Genomic DNA, 17,280 nt, shown 5'->3' on the forward strand with positions numbered 1-17,280 from the left:
CCTATCTCCCAAAAATCTGACAAGCTTTATCTCTCATAGATAAAAGAGTCAAATCATCTGTTTCGATGATATTAGTAAAAGCTGACGTCTCCAAAACTTTACGAGTACTTGCTCCCATCACAATAATCGGAAGTTCAGTCAAGTTGTCATCAATCTTATCTGACCAAGCCACAAAATGACTTGCTGATAAAGAATTCGGCAGACAAACCACATCGCATCCCTTCCAGCCCAACTCAAATCTCTGGTCAAAGTCCATACTGTGAGTAACTTGTAATGGATACGGGAAGGCTGTTTCTAGTTCTTCTTTACGATAATCAGGACCTAATACCAACCAAGTCCCCTCATCAGCTGCTAAGCGAGTGACCAGTTCAGTATAATCACTAGATAATTCTTGGTCGAAAATAATCATACCTGTTTTTTCTAATTTTTTAACCGCATGATGTCCTAGTGCAACTAGCTTAAGATGGCTCAATTCTCTAATATCTTGACCACGTCTTTTTAGTTCATTCAAGAAACTAGACCAGCTATTACTATCTGCAAAGATGAGACCTGTCAATTTAGATAAGTCTGGTAATATCATTTCATTTGGTAACAGTTTGGTCCTAGCTGGGAAAGTTAGAATATCGGCTCCGGTATCTCTCAATAGATGTGGTAGACGTCCTGTTTCTGTCTCTTGAACCAGAATCTTTTTGCCTCTAAGTGGTAACCTCTCATGAAAATTTAGCTCTTTCCTGAAGGAGACCACATCGCCAATGACAATAATGGATGGCGCTTTGAAACCATTTTCTGCAACCAAGTCACAAATATTCTCTAACTTACCATCAATAGAGCGTTGTTGAGGGTGGGTCGCCCATTCAATAATGGCAACCGGAGTCTTTTCTGAGTAGCCTCTATCCATCAATTCTCTACAGATAGCTGATAAGTTTTTCATGCCCATTAGAAATACCAGAGTACCTTTTATCTGGCTAATCGCCTCCCAATTTAGACTCTCTTTTTCATCCATCAAATGACCAGTAAAAACATGGAAGCTTGTTGCTACATCTCTAAAGGTTAGAGGAACACCTGCGTAACTTGGACCTGCCAAAGCTGAGCTTAGTCCAGGGACCACCTCAAATGGAATGCCAGTAGCTAAAAGACTCTGAGCCTCCTCTCCGCCTCGTCCAAAAACGTAAGGGTCTCCACTTTTTAATCTAACAACTTTACAACCTGATTGGGCTTTATCAATTAAAATATCCTCAATCTCCTCCTGGCTAATAGAGTCTTGACCAGGCTTTTTACCAACATCAATCATTTCACAAGTTGGTGAAACATATTTAAAAAGTTCATAGTTAACAAGTCTGTCATAAACCAAAACTTCAGCCTCTTTCAGACGACGAACTCCTTTGACAGTAATGAGTTCACTGTCTCCAGGGCCAGCCCCTAGAAGACTTACAAAACCTACCATATCAATCCCTTTCAATTGCACAAGTATTTCTTCAAATCCTTTATGGATGAAACCATTTGAGGATAGTTAATTTCTGGTCTAGAAATGACAATACAGTCTATTTCTAGTTCCTGACAGGCCTCTATCTTCTCTCTGATGCCCCCTACACTTCCACTTTCTTTAGTTACAAAAACTTGTGCCTTAGACCTTAGAATCAGTTCCTTATTGCATTTCTTAGAAAAAGGTGCTTTTATAGCATCGATCTGATCAGCCACCAAGCCTATTTTTTCACAGGCCAGAACCACATCCGAGGTAGGCAAGACCCTAGCCACAATTCTGACACCTGGAAGGCTCTCTACAAAAAGTGGAAGTGTCTTACTACCTGTTCCCAAATAGATACTCTTATACTCTTTTCTCAAAATGAGTTTAATAGCCTCCTCAGTCGAATGAACTACAAGAGCGTCAGTCAAATCAGTAGTCGAAGGACGCTCGTAACGCATATAGGAAATATTTTCCATTTCAGCCGCTTTTATAGCCTCCAAAGAAACTAAATTCGCAAAAGGATGTGTCGCATCAATGATTTCATCGACATGATTACACTTGATAAAGTTTGCCATATCCTCAGCAGACATCCGTCCTTGAATGACGGCTTGCCCAAACTGACTAGCCAGATGGCGACCATAGTCAGTCACAACTGAACTTGTCACTGGAATATTCAACTCTTTTAAGAGTTTCAGAATAGCAGTGCTATCTGATGTACCTCCTAACAATAGCTTCATCATAGACTATAGCCTCGGGGTGTAATCATACGGTTATTCTTAACATATGTTTCTTTGTTACCGATGATAACAATAGTCGTCATATCTACCAGGGTCTCATCTAAATCTTTAATCGTTGTCAAGATATACTTCTCTTTCTTACGACCGATATCCTTACCGATACCCACAATAGTATCTCCTGACTTGTACTGAGAGATGATTGAAAGAGCCTTAGATAAATGATTTGGACGACCCTTACTACGAGGATTGTAGAGACAAATCACAAAATCTCCTTCAGCTGCAGCCAGCAGTCTTTTTTCAATAATTGGCATTGGTGTCATCAAGTCACTAAGACTGATATGACAAAAGTCATTCATCAATGGAGCACCCATTATAGCTGCTGCTCCCAAACTAGCAGTAATGCCAGGAATAACTTTAACTTCTAAATCAGCACGGTCTCCTAGCAACTCCAAAATAAGACCAGCCATACCATACACACCCGCATCCCCACTAGAAATTACACCAACATTTTTCCCTGTCTCGATAGCCACATCAATAGCCTTCTGGCAACGATCAATCTCCTGACGCATCCCTGTTGCAAAATGTTCTTTATCCTTTACTAAGTCCTTAATCAAACGCATATAGGTTGAGTAACCAACCACAATATCACAATCCTCAATGGCAGCTAATGCTTCTTGAGACATGAGCGCCTCTCCGCCTGGACCTAAACCGATAACATATAACATAGATTTCTCCTTATTTGAATTCTTTATCTACCTATCTTCACTTTCGCTAGAGCATATGTACAACCATCTCTAGCGAAGCGGTCACTAATAACCTGACCTTCACTGGCTAGATCAGCTGAAGCCAGAGCCACACTACCGACTCCAACCATCTTTTTCACAAATTCTGACTGCGGATATTTATCTGCCACAGTTGATAACTCCTCTTTACTGAAGGTTTCAAAAGAACAAGATAACTCTTCAACTAGGGACAAAATTGCTTGCTCCTCCTTCTTAACATCGATACTAACCACTTTTGCAATTTCTTCAGGAAGGATGCTTACTCTCTGACAGAAAAGTTCAAAACCTTCTCTAAAAACCTGAGCTGAAACGTTTTTTCTAGCACCTACACCAAGGATGTATGGTTTAGGTTTGATGAGGACTTGATGTGGTCTTGCTCGTTCTAAATCTTTTGTTTGAAGGATAATTAGAGGTAGATCTCCCTTTAATATATCTTCCAATTCCTCCTTATTGAGGATAATTAGACCTCGAGTATCTGTTACCCATTCCTTTTCCTGAAAGAAATAGACCGGCTTTTTCTGTGCCAAATAGGAATTGAAAATTTTAATACTAGGTCTCAAGTCATCTGTCCAGCCATTGACGGATTTAGCAAGGTTATCTAAAGCCACAACATCTTGAACATCCGTAGCCGTTGTAATTACAGGATTAGACTTTAAACTGATAGCCAATTGCTGGGTTAACTGATTAGCACCTCCTAAATGACCACTCAGGAGGCTGATAATATTTCTAGCTTTTTCATCCATGACCAATACTGCTGGGTCTGTTGCCTTATCTGCAATAACGGATGCTAAAGATCTGACCACTATACCTGTTGCCATGATACAAATTAAAACCTCAACTTGCTGAAAAATTTCTGCTATGGCCTTCTTAGGTGAACCTATTAGAGGACATACAGGCTCCTTTGCTAACTTGGGCAAGGTGTATATCTGACTAGGCCTATCAAAAGCCTCCTTTACTCGCAGAGCTGTCTCTAGTCCAGTCGGTGTCAGTGCTACAATAGCACAAGTTATCCTAGTCTGCATGGCTACTTTTTCCAGCTCTAAACTCATGGGTAAAGTCCTCATGGTAGAGTTTAGAGTAATAGAACTCTTGACCAAGGAAATCACCTACTAAGATAAGAGCGGTCTTTCTGATTCCAGCCTCAACAACCTTAGAGGCAATAGTCTCCAAGGTACCAAAAACTTTTTTCTCTTCAGGCCAGGTTGCCTTATAAATAACGGCTGCTGGAGTTTTCACTGGATAACCACCAGCCACTAACTCTTCCACTACCTTATCAATCCCTTGAACAGAAAGGAAAATTGCCATTGACGTCTGATGTTGTGCATAACTTCTCAAGGATTCGCGGTCAGGAACTGGGGTCCGACCAGCCATGCGAGTAATAATTACACTTTGAGAAACTTCCGGAACAGTGTATTCAGCACCAATGCTTGATGCAGCACCTAGGAAAGAACTGACACCCGGGATGCAATCGAAGTCAATCTCCCGTTTCTTCATTTCTTCAATCTGTTCTCGAATTGATCCATAGATGGAGAAATCTCCCGTCTGCAAACGAATAACTTCCTTACCTGACTTGACACTGATCTCCATAACGTCCACAATTTCTGTCAAGTGCATCTTAGCACTATCATGAATTTCAGCTCCCTCCTTACAGTACTTCAGCAGTGCTGGATTAACCAGGGAACCTGCATAGATAACCACATCTGCTTCTGAGAGCAGCTTATAACCCTTTAGAGTAATTAAATCAACATCACCTGGACCTGCTCCGACAAAATGTACCTTTGCCATATATTTATCCCTCACTTCTTTTTTGACACGATATGATAATAGTTGCGTTCTGTGGTTTGAAATAGTGTCCCTTACCTAAAGCAGTCCAACGACTGGCCTGAATAGTTACTATTTCAATGTTTTTCCATCCCATTTCTTCACAGATTTGAGAAGCCTCAAGAGCATTTTCTAAAAGGATAAAATTCAAAACCAGACGACCAGCTGGATTTAATAAACCCTGACACCAGTCAAAAATTTCCCTCATATTACCTCCTGTACCTCCAACGAAAACAGCATCAAATTTACCTTCTAAATGGATTGGGGCCACTCCTTCATGAAGAGTAATGTTCTTACAGCCAAAGTGATTTATATTTTCTTGAGATAAAGCTATTGCTTCTAATTTTTGTTCAATAGCGACCACTTCTAAATTCGGATGAGTCAAGGCAGCCTGAATACTCACACTACCTGTACCTGCACCCACATCCAAAAAACGTTTAGCTTGCTGCAAATCTAGTTTGTCCAAGCTAATTGCTCTGACCTCTTCCTTGGTCATGGGAACCTTGGTCCTATTAAAAAGATCATCTCTCATCTACAATAACCACCACATTCATATCATAATCACGGTCAAGGACTTGGTCCGCTGCCATGATGCTTATTTTTTCATTGTCGTAACTTAAATTTTCACCAATAATCAAAGTTTTCTTAAGACCTCTTTTCACTACTTCTTGAGCAATTTGATATGGTCCTACCTTATTGTCTGTCACACAAAAAACCTTGGACAGACTCATAATCAACTCGAAATTTGGTTCCTTAGCATGACTACTAGTTAGGTAGGCATCGTTCATTGGTAGACATACCTTACTTGCTAAATACTGCATAGAGGATATTCCAGGAACTAACTTAATCCGTCCTGGAAACCTTTCTGTCAACCATTTGCCCAAACCATAAATGAGAGGATCTCCAGAAACCAGGTAAACTAGATTTGTCGTCTCAGGATAAGTGAGCAATAACTCTTCCAAGTCTTTTAATTTCTTAGGAGCTACAACTCCTTTTCCTTGTAACTTATCAGCTATAACTTCTAAGTGCCTAGAACTACCCAAAATGACATCTGCTTCTTTATAGAATTTCTCCTGACCAACTAAGCAAAACTGAGGATTCCCTGGCCCAATGCCGATGACTGTAATCATGACCATTCCTCCTCAATCTCCTCCAAAGACTTAGTAGAGGCCAAAAAGCCATCTTGTGAACCAAATAATACTACTTCAATTGTCACTTCTGGTTTTCGAAATTTCAGAATACGTTCTGTTCTAATCTTAATTTTATTTGCTAAAATATGATATACTCCTTCATAACCATATTCTTTAATAGGAACTGCTGCTCCTTCAGTTGTGACACAAGTTGCTACCTCTCTAAGCAATTCAAGCGGTGCCCCCATTAATGCTAAATTAGCAACAAGTGTTTCGATACGACCGTCAGAATCCTTGCTGTGAGTAGACATGGTTCCTGCTGCCACTTTGACTAGTTTTCCAATGTGCCCCACAATTAAGATTCTGTTAAAACCTATTCTCTGGACTTCTTTAAGCACATGTCCGACAAAATTACTCATATTGACAATGTGTGCCTTTGCGATCCCTAATTTTTCAATAGCAAAGGCTTCCCCATAATTTCCAGGTGCCAATATAACAGACCTTCGTCCTTGTTGATAAAGCATGTTAAGCTCAACTGTAATAGCCGCTTTCCAACTATCTTCAGACATAGGATTAACAATCCCTGTGGTTCCTAGAATAGATATCCCTCCCAAAATACCTAGGCGTGAATTGTAGGTAGCTTTAGCAATTTCTTCTCCTTTAGGAACCGAAATAATGACTTTAGCTCCGCAATCAGGACCTATTAAAGTACGAACAGATTCTTCTATCATTCTTCTAGGAGTCGGATTGATAGCAGCCATACCGACAGCATTGGCTAATCCCTTTTCAGTTACTCTTCCAACTCCTTGACCACCATCAATCTCAATCTCTGACTGATTTTCTAAAAGCGTCACCGTTGAATAAATCAAAAGACCATGAGTGGCATCTGCATCATCGCCACCATCCTTTCGAATAGCAGCGCTAGCTTTTTTCTCAGAAAAAGACGGATCAATGACCTCGAGGTTGAGATGAACTCCTGATGCTGTCTGAACAGTTACTCGCTCCTCCACCTCTTGGTTAAGAAGCATAGTTATTGCTGCAATAGTAGCTGCCTGAGCACATGTACCTGTCGTGTAACCCTTTTTTAATTTCTTCCCATTGACATAAGCAAAATCTTCCATAGATATCCCTCCATTAAATCAGACAACGCTGGTAATCAGGGGTATTCTCATGCAGTTGATAGAGAATTGCATTGACTATAGCTGCAGCTATGGTGCTACCACCCTTACGGCCTAGAGAAGCTATTGAAGGAATATTACTTTCATGGAGTTGAAGCTTGGCTTCGGCGGCACCGACAAAGCCAACTGGAACACCAATGACAGCGTCCGCTTTAAGCTGATCAGCCTCAACCATTTCCATCACCTTGAAAATAGAAGTAGGTGCATTGCCAAAAACGAAGAGTTTGGGACCAGCTAACTTAGCAGCATATTCAACAGCAGCCATCGAACGAGTGATCCCTCTTTCCTTAGCAACTTGGAAAATTTCTGGTTCATTGACAAGACAACGGTAAGAAACACCAAACTCGTCGAGGATTTTTTTATTAAATCCCGCCAAAACCATATTTGTATCTGTAAATATAGTCCCCTTCTGTTTGATAACATCGATAATACTTTTGATTACCTGATTAGAAAATTTAATATTGTAAAGATAATCAAAATCGGCACTGGTAAAAATAACTCGTTTTAAGACGGCCTCTTCCATTGAATTTTGAAAGATAAACTGGCTATGCTCTGCCTCAATAATTTTTCTTATTTTCTCATAAGATGCCAATTCAATCTTGTGAGATTGGGTAATATAAGTCATCTTCTCTCCTTCTTATTATCAGGTGTAGCATAACGAATATAATCCTCTGTTACAACATGTTTCATCTGGTAGATAATCGCATTGATAGTTGAGACAACAATGGTACTCCCCCCTTTTCTTCCTCGACTTACTAGAGCAGGAAGTGAAGAGCTAAGAAGTTCTTCCTTGGATTCTTCTACATTGATAAAACCTACCGGAAGTCCAATTACCGCATCAGCTTTTATGAGACCACTCTTAAAAAGTTCTAACAGGTAGGATAGAGCAGTCGGTGCTCCTCCAAAAGCAAAGAGCTTAGGCCCTGAAATTCTAGCTGCTACTTCAACTGCTGCCATAGCTCTAGTAATTCCTTTTTCCTTAGCTAGATTCCTGACTTCATCATTGTCAATAAGACATTTGTAACTTACGTTCATCTGATCTAGGACCCTTTTGTTAATTCCTTGTAGGGAAATGTTTGAATCTAAAATTAGAGTCCCTTGGTTTTTCAAAACCCCTTGAATTTTGTTTGTTACTCCATGAGTAAAAACCATATTATCAAGATAGTCAAAATCTCCCGAGGTATGGATAGCTCTTTTTATAATAGACTCTTCTATTTCAGACCCAAAGGTTCTGCCTCCAAACTCCTCATCAATAATGGCTTGAATTAATTTAAAACTTGTTTCCTCAATCGAGGAAGGATTCTGAATATATGACATCGTTTACTCCTAAAAAAGTGATATTGATAGATATCCTATTGCTAAGATTAAAAAAGCTAAACTAGTTCCGATATAGAGGAGGTCAATCGTCTTTAAAATATCATCTATTTCAACCTGCCGTTTCAAGTCACCAATAGTCTGTTTTTCAATCCATTCCCCATGGTAAACATGTGGCCCTCCTAGTTGGATCCCCAGAGCACCTGCTACAACCGCTTCTGAAAATGCACTATTTGGACTGGTATGCTGATAACGATCTCTAAACCCAACCTTCAAGGCTTTCTGACTATCGAGTTGCAAAACACGACTTGCTAAGACTAAACAAATCCAGGTGACGCGGGCAGGGAGGATATTTACAAGGTCATCCATCTTGGCTGAAACAAAGCCAATCTTACGATACTTTTCAGTTTTATAACCCACCATAGAATCCAAAGTATTTATGGCCTTATAGGTCCAAGCTAGAACTGGTCCACCAAGAAAAAGAAAGAGTAAGGGCCCGATGACACCATCACTAGTATTCTCAGCTACGGTTTCAATAGTAGCCTTGCTGATTTCCTCTCTAGTCAATTGACTAGTATCTCGCCCCACAATCATGCTGACCTGATAACGAGCCTCTTCTAAGTCACCATTTTTTAGAGTTTTATAGACTTTTATAGCCTCATAGGCTAAACTTCTTGTGGCCAAACTAGCATAAGCCAGATAGATCCAAAGTCCCCAATAGAGTAAGGGGGATACGAGATTGCTTAGCCATAAAATGCCAAAAGATGTTAAAGTAGTCAATCCAACAGTTACTAACCATAATAAACCACCAAATAAAAAGGCAGGCAACTTAATCTTTTCCTGAAATTTCATTTGGAAACCAATCAGATTCCCAATCCATTTCACAGGATGAGGCCACTCATAAGGATCTCCCAATAACCAGTCCAAAAGTAAGGCTAACATTATCGCTAATAAAATCATTCTAGTATCCCCTAATTTCCTCCAACCAATGCTTCAAGAGCTCTTGGTTTTGATAAAAATGAACATGAAGATAAGAAGCCAAGGTTTTTCCTTTTTGATAGCCGCCTTCCCAGCTTGAAACTACTTCTCCGTCACGGATTTTTTTCATAATAAAAATCGGTCTCTCATTTGTTTCAAAAACTGAATGATGAAATTCATGTCCCCGAATTGAAGTTCCTGATGGTCCAAATATGCTTGGCTCTTGACTAGTTGCCTGACAGTAGCCGAAATGTTTTAAGCGGTCTGTCATTCGACTTCTCCCCTTAAAAACACCAGCCATCTCGAAAACTCCTTCATCCGTTTCCAACTCCTGACCAAGATACATGAGTCCTCCACACTCAGCATAAATGGGCTTATCATATTGATGAGCCCAGAGCACCGATGCTCTGAAACTTTTATTAGCAGCTAAATCACGAGCAAATACCTCTGGAAACCCTCCACCAAAATAATAAGCATCTGCTTCTGGAAGCTCCTGATCATTTAAAGGACTAAAAGGGACAAGAGTTACTCCCCAATCCTTTAATAAATCTAAATTGTCTTCGTAATAAAAGTGGAAGGCATCGTCCAGAGCATACGCCAAGGTAAGTTGAGAGAAATTTTGTTTCGAAAACGGATTTCTCAACTCCTGCTCTGTCTTTTCAACAAGTTCTAAAAGTCGGTCAAAATCAATGGTCTTCTGAACCATTTCGCCCAATCGCAATAACTGCTTATCCAATTGTTCCATTTCAACATCTGGAATCAAACCCAAATGACGAGATGGAAGTTCCACTCTTGTGTCCTTAGTTAGATAACCCAAAACAGGAATATCTGTATACCGTTCAATCGAACCTTTGATTAATTGAAAATGATTCTCCGAAGCAACACGATTAATAAGTACCCCAACCAATTCTAAATTCGGATCGAAACTGGAAAAGCCATGAACAATTGCTGCAGCAGAGGTCGATGTTGCTCGCCCATCAACGACCAAGATAACAGGAATTCCTAATTTTTTAGCAATATCAGCAGATGAAGCACAATCCTTATCTGTTCCTAAACCATCAAAAAGCCCCATAACACCCTCAACAACGGCAATGTCAACATTTTGATGCCACTTGCAAAAAGACCAAGCTAGAGCATCTTCATTTGGAATCATAAAACTATCCAAGTTACGAGACTTACGATTGGCAATCCTTCCATGATATGCAGTATCAATATAGTCTGGTCCTACCTTATAAGGTTGAACCCTATAGCCCATCCGGGTTAGAGCTTGTATAATTCCCAAAGTAATACTTGTCTTACCAACCCCACTGGAAACACCAGCTATCATGAATTGTTTCATTTTTTCCCCTATTTTTGATAAAGAAAAAAGTGCTACAAAAAATAAAGTATTTTTTGTAGCACCGTTGCTCTCTTATTCAATTGTTTTAAGCACGCCATTGTACTGAATATGATTCTTATCACACTTGTTATTATATTAAAGATTCGAAATCATGTCAATGTTTTTTTGAAAGTGGTTTCAATTTGTGCTCTAATTTTTTTATTAGCCCAATGTTCTATATCTGCCTTGGTAATATTATGAAATACTTTAGCACTTCTCTCATAAGCAATATCAAAACCTTGATTCTTGTGGTTCAATACTCTAGCCAAAGCAAAAAAATAGTCAGATAGACGATTCACAAAAATCAAGACTTGGTCATTAATTTCTGTTGTCCACATTGTTCCAACAATATGTCTCTCTGCCCTACGAGCAATAGTTCTAGCAACATGAATCATAGATGCAATTTCATCCCCCCCAGGAAGGATAAAGGTTTCTAAAGCTGGTGGAATATCAGCATAAGTATCAATTCTTTCCTCAATCCACTCAACTAATTTCTTATCAACTTTATAAGGGTAAATACCTCGAGGTGTAGATAAATCTGACCCACAATCAAAGAGGTAATGTTGTAGCTGCAAAAGTTCCGCTTTAAATCCATCACCATCAGCCATCTTGCTGACAGTATATCCAATCCAAGAATTTAATTCATCCAAGGTTCCATATGCATTGACACGTTCCGAATCTTTCGCAATACTTTGACCACCAACTAATTTTGTTAATCCTTTATCTCCTGTTCTTGTATAGAGTTGCATCGTTTTTTCCTTTCTTTTTGTTTAATTTTTACGGATGTCAACGTAATCCTCACGGTTCAATTTACCCTGAGAATAAGTAGGCATGTGTTCCAATGTATATACTGCAGTTTCCATAAGAGAGAAGGCTAATGGACAACCTGACCCCTCTCCCAATCGCATGTCCATTAAGAGCATTGGACTAAGATTTAAAAATTGACAAACCTTTTTATAACCGGGTTCCATAGACATGTGTGATGCAAAGGCATAGTCTAGTACATTCGGACAAAGTTGACTAGCCACCAATAACCCTGTAATAGAGATGACTCCATCAACCGTACAGGGAAGCTGATGCAAAGCGCAAGCTAGATGAGTACCTACCATACCCAAAATATCTAGTCCACCTAGCTTTGCTACTAAATCTAAGATATCCTCAAAGGGAGCATGATATGATATGGCCCTTTGTACTACCGATACTTTATGCGCCTTCATCCGATCTGTAAGACCTGCTCCATAGCCAGTAGCTTCTTGAGGACTAATACTTAGAACAGCTGAAATAACTGCAGCAGAAGTTGTGGTATTTCCAATCCCCATCTCTCCAGTCCCAAATAAAGTATAGCCTTCTTTAATAAGTTCAAGTGTCCTTCTATAGCCTAACAATATTGCAGCAATTGCTTCTTCTCTACTAACTGCTGGCTCAACTAAAATATTTCCTGTCCCCTTTCGAATTTTCTCAAATGAACGATTGCTAAAGTCTTGCAAACAACCAATATCAATAACTTTTACAACCGATCCCTTATACTTAGAAATAACACATAGACCGGTCTTACCTTGTAACATATTTCGTGCAACGATCGCAGTAGTTTCTTGAGGATTAGCTGAAATACCTTCAGCAACTACCCCATTATCTGCAACGTAAACCATGACTACCTTTTTACTAAGGTTTATTCTCCCATTAAACATAGCATAAAGCCTAGCATAAATAGTTTCCATTTTTCCTAAAGCACCAGGCGGCTTAGCTAAATTGTCACAGTAGGCTTTTCCCTCATGGATAAGATTTAAGTCTAGAGCTTTTATATTAGCAAGTATATTTTCTAATTCATTCATTACATTCCTCTACTTCTATCTGTACTCCTTCAAAAATTATTTTTCGAAGATAACGTTTTTGATAGTAGTTGCTTAAATCATGACTTAACATGTTATCCTCAAAAGCGGACAAACTCAATAAATCTTCTTCTTTCAATAAAATGCCTACCACTGTTCCACTATGAGCAATATTTACTCCTAAAAAAGAATATTTTTCAGCTAATTGAATAATATCTTCCAGATAGGGCTTGGGTAATCTCTTATTATTCAAGCGAGAACTACGAGTGGCTATTTCCCCTATAGCCACCAAATCCTCCTTTTCACAAGCCAAAACAAAGTCCCCAAAGAGAAGAGCAGAAGTTTTTTGTGGATAATGTGGTGATTCTGTCATTCTAGGCAGTTGCGAAGTCATCTGTGTGTGATTAGGTTCTAGAACATAGACATATAGATTAGGTTTCCACTGAGTCGTAAATAAAACTCTACCTGTCAAGGGATTAATAACTGTCCAATGGCCAAAAGCTACAGAATCAGTCGCCTCAATTTTTGTACACATGGCTGTTAAGTCTTCCAGAAGTAAATTCTTTCCTGCCGAACTATAAGCTAAACCAAGACTTACAAGCATATCAGTAGTACTGCTAGAAAATCCTTTCCCAATTGGCAACTGACTTCCTTGCCACAGTATACCAAATAAACTAAAGGGAAGGAGATTTAAAACCTCCTGAACCTTTTGGCCTCTAGGTACCACAGGAAATTGTCCTCCTTCACTGAGAATCGCCCAACTCCTCAAGTCTATCCCATAAGATAAGATAAACTCCTCCCCATTCAATACACCCTGAAATAATTCACCACAAGAACCTGGACACGAGGTCTTTATACATCTCTCCACGCTCTAACCTCCAAACAGTTTATTTTTATCACACTATTAAAACCAAAAGCATAGCCTGTAACTTGATTAACTTCATTTAAAGATATTTCATCCTATACTCCGATTAACTTTTTCTATTCTTCTTCAAGCATAATGAGCTTCTTATCTTATATATGCACTTCCTTATTCACATCTATCTCTAAAAGAGATAAATGTTGGCTGAACCTATACATACTTACTCTGAATAGAGAGATCTAGAGCGTCTATAGGACTGAAGCCAATCTACTTATCTCGCATTCTCAAAAATTAAATATGAGAAAAATTTCCATATCAGCTAAACCTTTTAACTATCTAAGTATGAAAGTCCAAAAAGAAAATAATGGTGTAGCAAAATAACTAATAGAGAACTTATATTTTTATTTGAACAAAACAACAAAAAAGGCATAGTTAAACCAACGTTCTGAACTTTCGCTCCTTTGCGAACACTGGGCGCCATTGCCTTTGTTTTATATTAATATAAATAGTATATCTTAAGTAAACGCTTTCGTCAAGTGCTTCTAAATGGAAAATAAAGAAGAGTTCTACTAACATAAAAAATAAGCTTCCTCTTCTGGTAAATTTTTATCAGTACTCTTTTATCAATTAAGAATTTATTATTCTAGAATTCTAAATATAGTGCCCTAAACCAACAGCTCCTTCAGAACCTTTAGTAACCTTTGGTTCTCAGTACGATTTCTGATAGCAATCCGATAGTATTTGTCTGTTAAATGATGATAATTTGAGCAAGAGCGTATAAAAATTTTTTTTTGTCTTAAAGCAGCTCTAAGGTCTATTTCTCCTTTATATTCAAAAAAAATATAATTAGCACTAGGAACAGTTACGTCTAGCTCTGATAATTCTTTGAGACCACTATATAAGAATTTCTGCTCTGCTTTTAACCAGGAAAAAGTAGCATCCTTGTAAGCCTTATCTTCTAAAATGACTGGCACTAAAGCATCAGAAAGTGCATTTACTGTCCACGGTGGTTTAAAACCCTCTATACCTCTAATAAGTTGTTCATTTTTAGTCACCAGATAGCCTAGTCGCAAACCTGGTAAGGCATAAAATTTTGTCAAAGAACGCACCACTATGGCATTAGGTAAATCCTTGAGGTATGAAATTAGAGTATAAGTTGCTTCATTTTTAGTAAAGTCTACGAAAGCTTCATCTACAATTAGCCCAATATTTCTTTGTTGCAATAACTGGGCCAACTTTTTGAGTTCTAATCCTGTTACAAGACTTCCGGTTGGGTTGTTAGGATTGCAGATAAGTACCATATCTCCGGCAGAAAGCAGAGCCAAGTCCGATTTTATAGACTCTAAACTCCACCTGAACTCCGGCCCTTTCAAAACATGATAAAAAAAGGTAGTTCCCTCTAAGGAAAATGCTCTCTCATATTCCATAAAAGTTGGACTTAAAAGAAGAACTTTAGGTGGCTTTATTTGTCTTGCCAAGTCATAAAAGAGTTCAACCGCTCCATTTGATAAAAGAATCTGCTCTTCATTTACTCCATGATAGGCAGCTAAGTACGATCTTGCCGTCCTGTAATTAACATCCGGATAGTGAAGAATAGCATCAAGATTTTGGAGAATACATTCTCTAGCACGTTCAGACAAGCCAAGTGGATTAATATTGGCACTAAAATCTAAACAGTCTTCTGTCCGAAAACCAAATTCTCGAGCTAGACTGAGCATATTACCACCATGTTCAACTGCCATCTACTTCCTCCTTAACTACATCACAATCAATAGAAAGAAAGGTCTTAATTTCCTCAACTCCAGTTTGTTCAGTTAAAGACACTTCGAAAATCTGACTAGCACCTGCTAATATAAGTTGTTTTCGGGCATTCTCAAGACTCTCTCTATCATCAATCAAATCAACCTTGGTAATAACTCCAATAACAGGCTTGTTAAATAGAGTAGAAAATCCTTGAGGAAATGTTTGCATCCGATTGGTCGCCTCAACTAAAAGACCAATAACATCAGCCTCAGCCGCTGTAACTGTAAGGGCATTATAAAAGCGTCTATGCTGAAGAAATTCTCCTGGCGTATCAATAATAGAATCATAAAACTCAACTGCCTGTGTCTTAAAGTAGGAAACATCTATCCCCTTCAAACGTTGTGTCAGGGTGGTTTTACCTACCCCAACAGATCCAACAAACATTATTTTTTTCATCCTCTTCACTCCCTATGCAAAGTTTATGTCAATAGTAATCATTAATATCTATAATCAAATAGAATCCCAGAAAACTTTCTTAATCCACTAAAATAAGTCTAACTATAATACGATTTTTTATGAAATGACAACTAGATTAACCTATAATAACCTAACAAATTAATAACTACGAGTTTCTCAATAAGTTTTGAACACGTTTTCCTTTTTGTATTATCATATCATAAATGAAAATCTTTGTGCTAAAATTCTTGAAAATCTACGTTGTAAACATGAAATTTCTTTCTCTTGATATTTTATAACTTCAAAATTTTTGAAAGAAAATGTCCACATACCTATCTTCTATACTTTATCTCGAAATAGTTAAGGCAAATAAATTATCTAAAAGATATAAAAAGGACTTCTCTCATGCGATAACAGAGTTCTATTTTTAAACAAAGATTAAAAGTTAGAGATTTTCTACCCTAAAAATATACTCTAGTGTATTATTTGAGAAGCAAACAAGACTAAAATTTACGTATATTCCTCCAAAAAATTAATTTACCTCAAAAAAACTTCGTTTATTTCCAAATTTGAACAACAGCTAATTGATAAACAAATAAGAGGAAAAGCAGTAATAGATTTCATAAGATGAATTATCATCTAACTCAATAATCTATGAGCGTTAATAAGTATGATAATATAAGATAAAACCCGTGGTGCTAGTTAAATTCAAAATAACTTAAATTATAGGCAAGCACGATTTGTTCCAGTCTTAACTGTAATCCAGTTAGCCCTCTTGCCAATGTGTGTTCTATATCGAATAGTCTGGCCAGCTCAGAAAATCGTGTTTCAATGGTTCGTCTCATCGCCATCAATTTCCAATGATTATGTCGCCTAGCTCCAACCATGTTTTGACGTAAAGGCGTCCATAAGACATACCCTTCTTGCGCCAAATTGGCTTTAAGCTCATGGCTTAAGTAGCCTAAGTCAGCTAGAATAACAGACTGTTGGCACCCTGATATCAAGTCACGAACAGCTCTGATATCATGAACAGAGGCAGCTGTCACAACATAGTTTAGAATGTAGCCGGATAAGGTTACTAACATATGGACCTTAAAGCCATAAAACCATAGATGTTTAGAGGCATTGTAGCCGATATCTGCCTTACCTTTAAAAATACTTGCTCTCTGATTGCGGACAGGTTGGCAAAGTGGCAATGGGAAGCTATCTATGATAGCAATGTCATCGGGATTAATCCTATCATTCATGGCTTTTCGGACAAGTTGAACTAACCAAACTAACTGTCTCGACCGTCTATTAAATCGACTTCTTTCTAGTAATCTACCACAAGGAAAGAGGCGACAAATTTTGTAAAAATGTCTTTGCGAGGTGATACCTAGCTCAGCTTGCAGTAAGAGCAAAACTAAGAGCGATACATCTGAAATCTTGGCCAATCCAACATTGCGCCGATGTTTAAAGGAGTCTGGACAATAGTTTTGATAAAAGTGATGGCAAATTTGTGATAATTGGTGTAAACTCCATTGCAAATGATGAGATTTAGCGGTATACTTTAAGTGGCTCATTTGGATTACCTCCTGTATGTTTCGTCACTTACAGTTTAGACCAAA

General features: G+C 38.4%; 18 protein-coding genes. All 18 read right to left on the bottom strand.

Features of this window, described 5'->3' with window-relative positions; all coding sequences use genetic code 11:
• Position 1: 1 nt before the first annotated feature.
• Positions 2-1,444: a uroporphyrinogen-III C-methyltransferase gene (cobA, locus tag BN1356_RS09520; protein WP_093651401.1), complete on the bottom strand. Its 1,443-nt coding sequence runs from the start codon at positions 1,442-1,444 to the stop codon at positions 2-4.
• Between the two features lie 11 nt (positions 1,445-1,455).
• On the bottom strand, positions 1,456-2,205 hold the full coding sequence (cobK, locus tag BN1356_RS09525; protein ID WP_093651158.1) for a precorrin-6A reductase: 750 nt from the start codon (positions 2,203-2,205) through the stop codon (positions 1,456-1,458).
• Positions 2,202-2,927, bottom strand: coding sequence for a precorrin-3B C(17)-methyltransferase (gene cobJ, locus BN1356_RS09530; protein WP_093651159.1), 726 nt, complete (start codon positions 2,925-2,927; stop codon positions 2,202-2,204). Before cobJ ends, cobK begins: the two co-directional genes overlap by 4 nt.
• Positions 2,928-2,950: 23 nt before the next feature.
• On the bottom strand, positions 2,951-4,033 hold the full coding sequence (locus BN1356_RS09535) for a cobalt-precorrin 5A hydrolase (RefSeq protein WP_093651160.1): 1,083 nt from the start codon (positions 4,031-4,033) through the stop codon (positions 2,951-2,953).
• Positions 3,996-4,769 (bottom strand): cobalt-precorrin-4 methyltransferase, encoded by a 774-nt coding sequence (locus BN1356_RS09540; RefSeq protein ID WP_093651161.1) that lies wholly within the window; start codon positions 4,767-4,769, stop codon positions 3,996-3,998. Before BN1356_RS09540 ends, BN1356_RS09535 begins: the two co-directional genes overlap by 38 nt.
• Before the next feature lie 4 nt (positions 4,770-4,773).
• Positions 4,774-5,337: a decarboxylating cobalt-precorrin-6B (C(15))-methyltransferase gene (locus BN1356_RS09545; RefSeq protein WP_093651162.1), complete on the bottom strand. Its 564-nt coding sequence runs from the start codon at positions 5,335-5,337 to the stop codon at positions 4,774-4,776.
• Positions 5,327-5,941: a cobalt-precorrin-7 (C(5))-methyltransferase gene (locus BN1356_RS09550; protein WP_093651163.1), complete on the bottom strand. Its 615-nt coding sequence runs from the start codon at positions 5,939-5,941 to the stop codon at positions 5,327-5,329. The genes BN1356_RS09545 and BN1356_RS09550 overlap by 11 nt, the downstream gene beginning before the upstream one ends.
• Positions 5,932-7,056, bottom strand: coding sequence for a cobalt-precorrin-5B (C(1))-methyltransferase CbiD (gene cbiD / locus BN1356_RS09555; protein WP_093651164.1), 1,125 nt, complete (start codon positions 7,054-7,056; stop codon positions 5,932-5,934). The genes BN1356_RS09550 and cbiD overlap by 10 nt, the downstream gene beginning before the upstream one ends.
• Before the next feature lie 13 nt (positions 7,057-7,069).
• Positions 7,070-7,738, bottom strand: a complete 669-nt coding sequence (locus tag BN1356_RS09560; RefSeq protein ID WP_093651165.1) for a cobalt-precorrin-8 methylmutase — start codon at positions 7,736-7,738, stop codon at positions 7,070-7,072.
• Complete coding sequence (locus tag BN1356_RS09565) at positions 7,735-8,430, bottom strand: precorrin-8X methylmutase (RefSeq protein ID WP_093651166.1); 696 nt, start codon at positions 8,428-8,430, stop codon at positions 7,735-7,737. Before BN1356_RS09565 ends, BN1356_RS09560 begins: the two co-directional genes overlap by 4 nt.
• 9 nt (positions 8,431-8,439) lie before the next feature.
• Complete coding sequence (gene cbiB / locus BN1356_RS09570) at positions 8,440-9,387, bottom strand: adenosylcobinamide-phosphate synthase CbiB (protein ID WP_093651167.1); 948 nt, start codon at positions 9,385-9,387, stop codon at positions 8,440-8,442.
• A gap of 1 nt (position 9,388) precedes the next feature.
• Positions 9,389-10,744, bottom strand: a complete 1,356-nt coding sequence (locus tag BN1356_RS09575; RefSeq protein WP_093651168.1) for a cobyrinic acid a,c-diamide synthase CobB — start codon at positions 10,742-10,744, stop codon at positions 9,389-9,391.
• Positions 10,745-10,893: 149 nt separating this feature from the next.
• Positions 10,894-11,532 (bottom strand): cob(I)yrinic acid a,c-diamide adenosyltransferase, encoded by a 639-nt coding sequence (locus tag BN1356_RS09580; RefSeq protein ID WP_093651169.1) that lies wholly within the window; start codon positions 11,530-11,532, stop codon positions 10,894-10,896.
• A 21-nt stretch (positions 11,533-11,553) separates the two neighbouring features.
• Complete coding sequence (cobT, locus tag BN1356_RS09585; protein ID WP_093651170.1) at positions 11,554-12,615, bottom strand: nicotinate-nucleotide--dimethylbenzimidazole phosphoribosyltransferase; 1,062 nt, start codon at positions 12,613-12,615, stop codon at positions 11,554-11,556.
• A complete protein-coding gene (locus BN1356_RS09590; RefSeq protein ID WP_245620331.1) occupies positions 12,608-13,339 on the bottom strand; it encodes a kinase in 732 nt (243 codons plus the stop codon). Before BN1356_RS09590 ends, cobT begins: the two co-directional genes overlap by 8 nt.
• Positions 13,340-14,139: 800 nt before the next feature.
• Positions 14,140-15,216: a threonine-phosphate decarboxylase CobD gene (cobD, locus tag BN1356_RS09595; RefSeq protein ID WP_093651171.1), complete on the bottom strand. Its 1,077-nt coding sequence runs from the start codon at positions 15,214-15,216 to the stop codon at positions 14,140-14,142.
• Positions 15,206-15,673 carry a EutP/PduV family microcompartment system protein gene (locus tag BN1356_RS09600; RefSeq protein ID WP_093651172.1) on the bottom strand — a complete coding sequence of 156 codons (468 nt, stop codon included), beginning with the start codon at positions 15,671-15,673 and terminating at the stop codon, positions 15,206-15,208. The genes cobD and BN1356_RS09600 overlap by 11 nt, the downstream gene beginning before the upstream one ends.
• 698 nt (positions 15,674-16,371) lie before the next feature.
• Positions 16,372-17,235 (bottom strand): IS982 family transposase, encoded by an 864-nt coding sequence (locus tag BN1356_RS09605; RefSeq protein ID WP_093651173.1) that lies wholly within the window; start codon positions 17,233-17,235, stop codon positions 16,372-16,374.
• Positions 17,236-17,280: the final 45 nt, after the last annotated feature.

The organism is Streptococcus varani, from assembly GCF_001375655.1.
GTDB classification, from domain to species: domain Bacteria; phylum Bacillota; class Bacilli; order Lactobacillales; family Streptococcaceae; genus Streptococcus; species Streptococcus varani.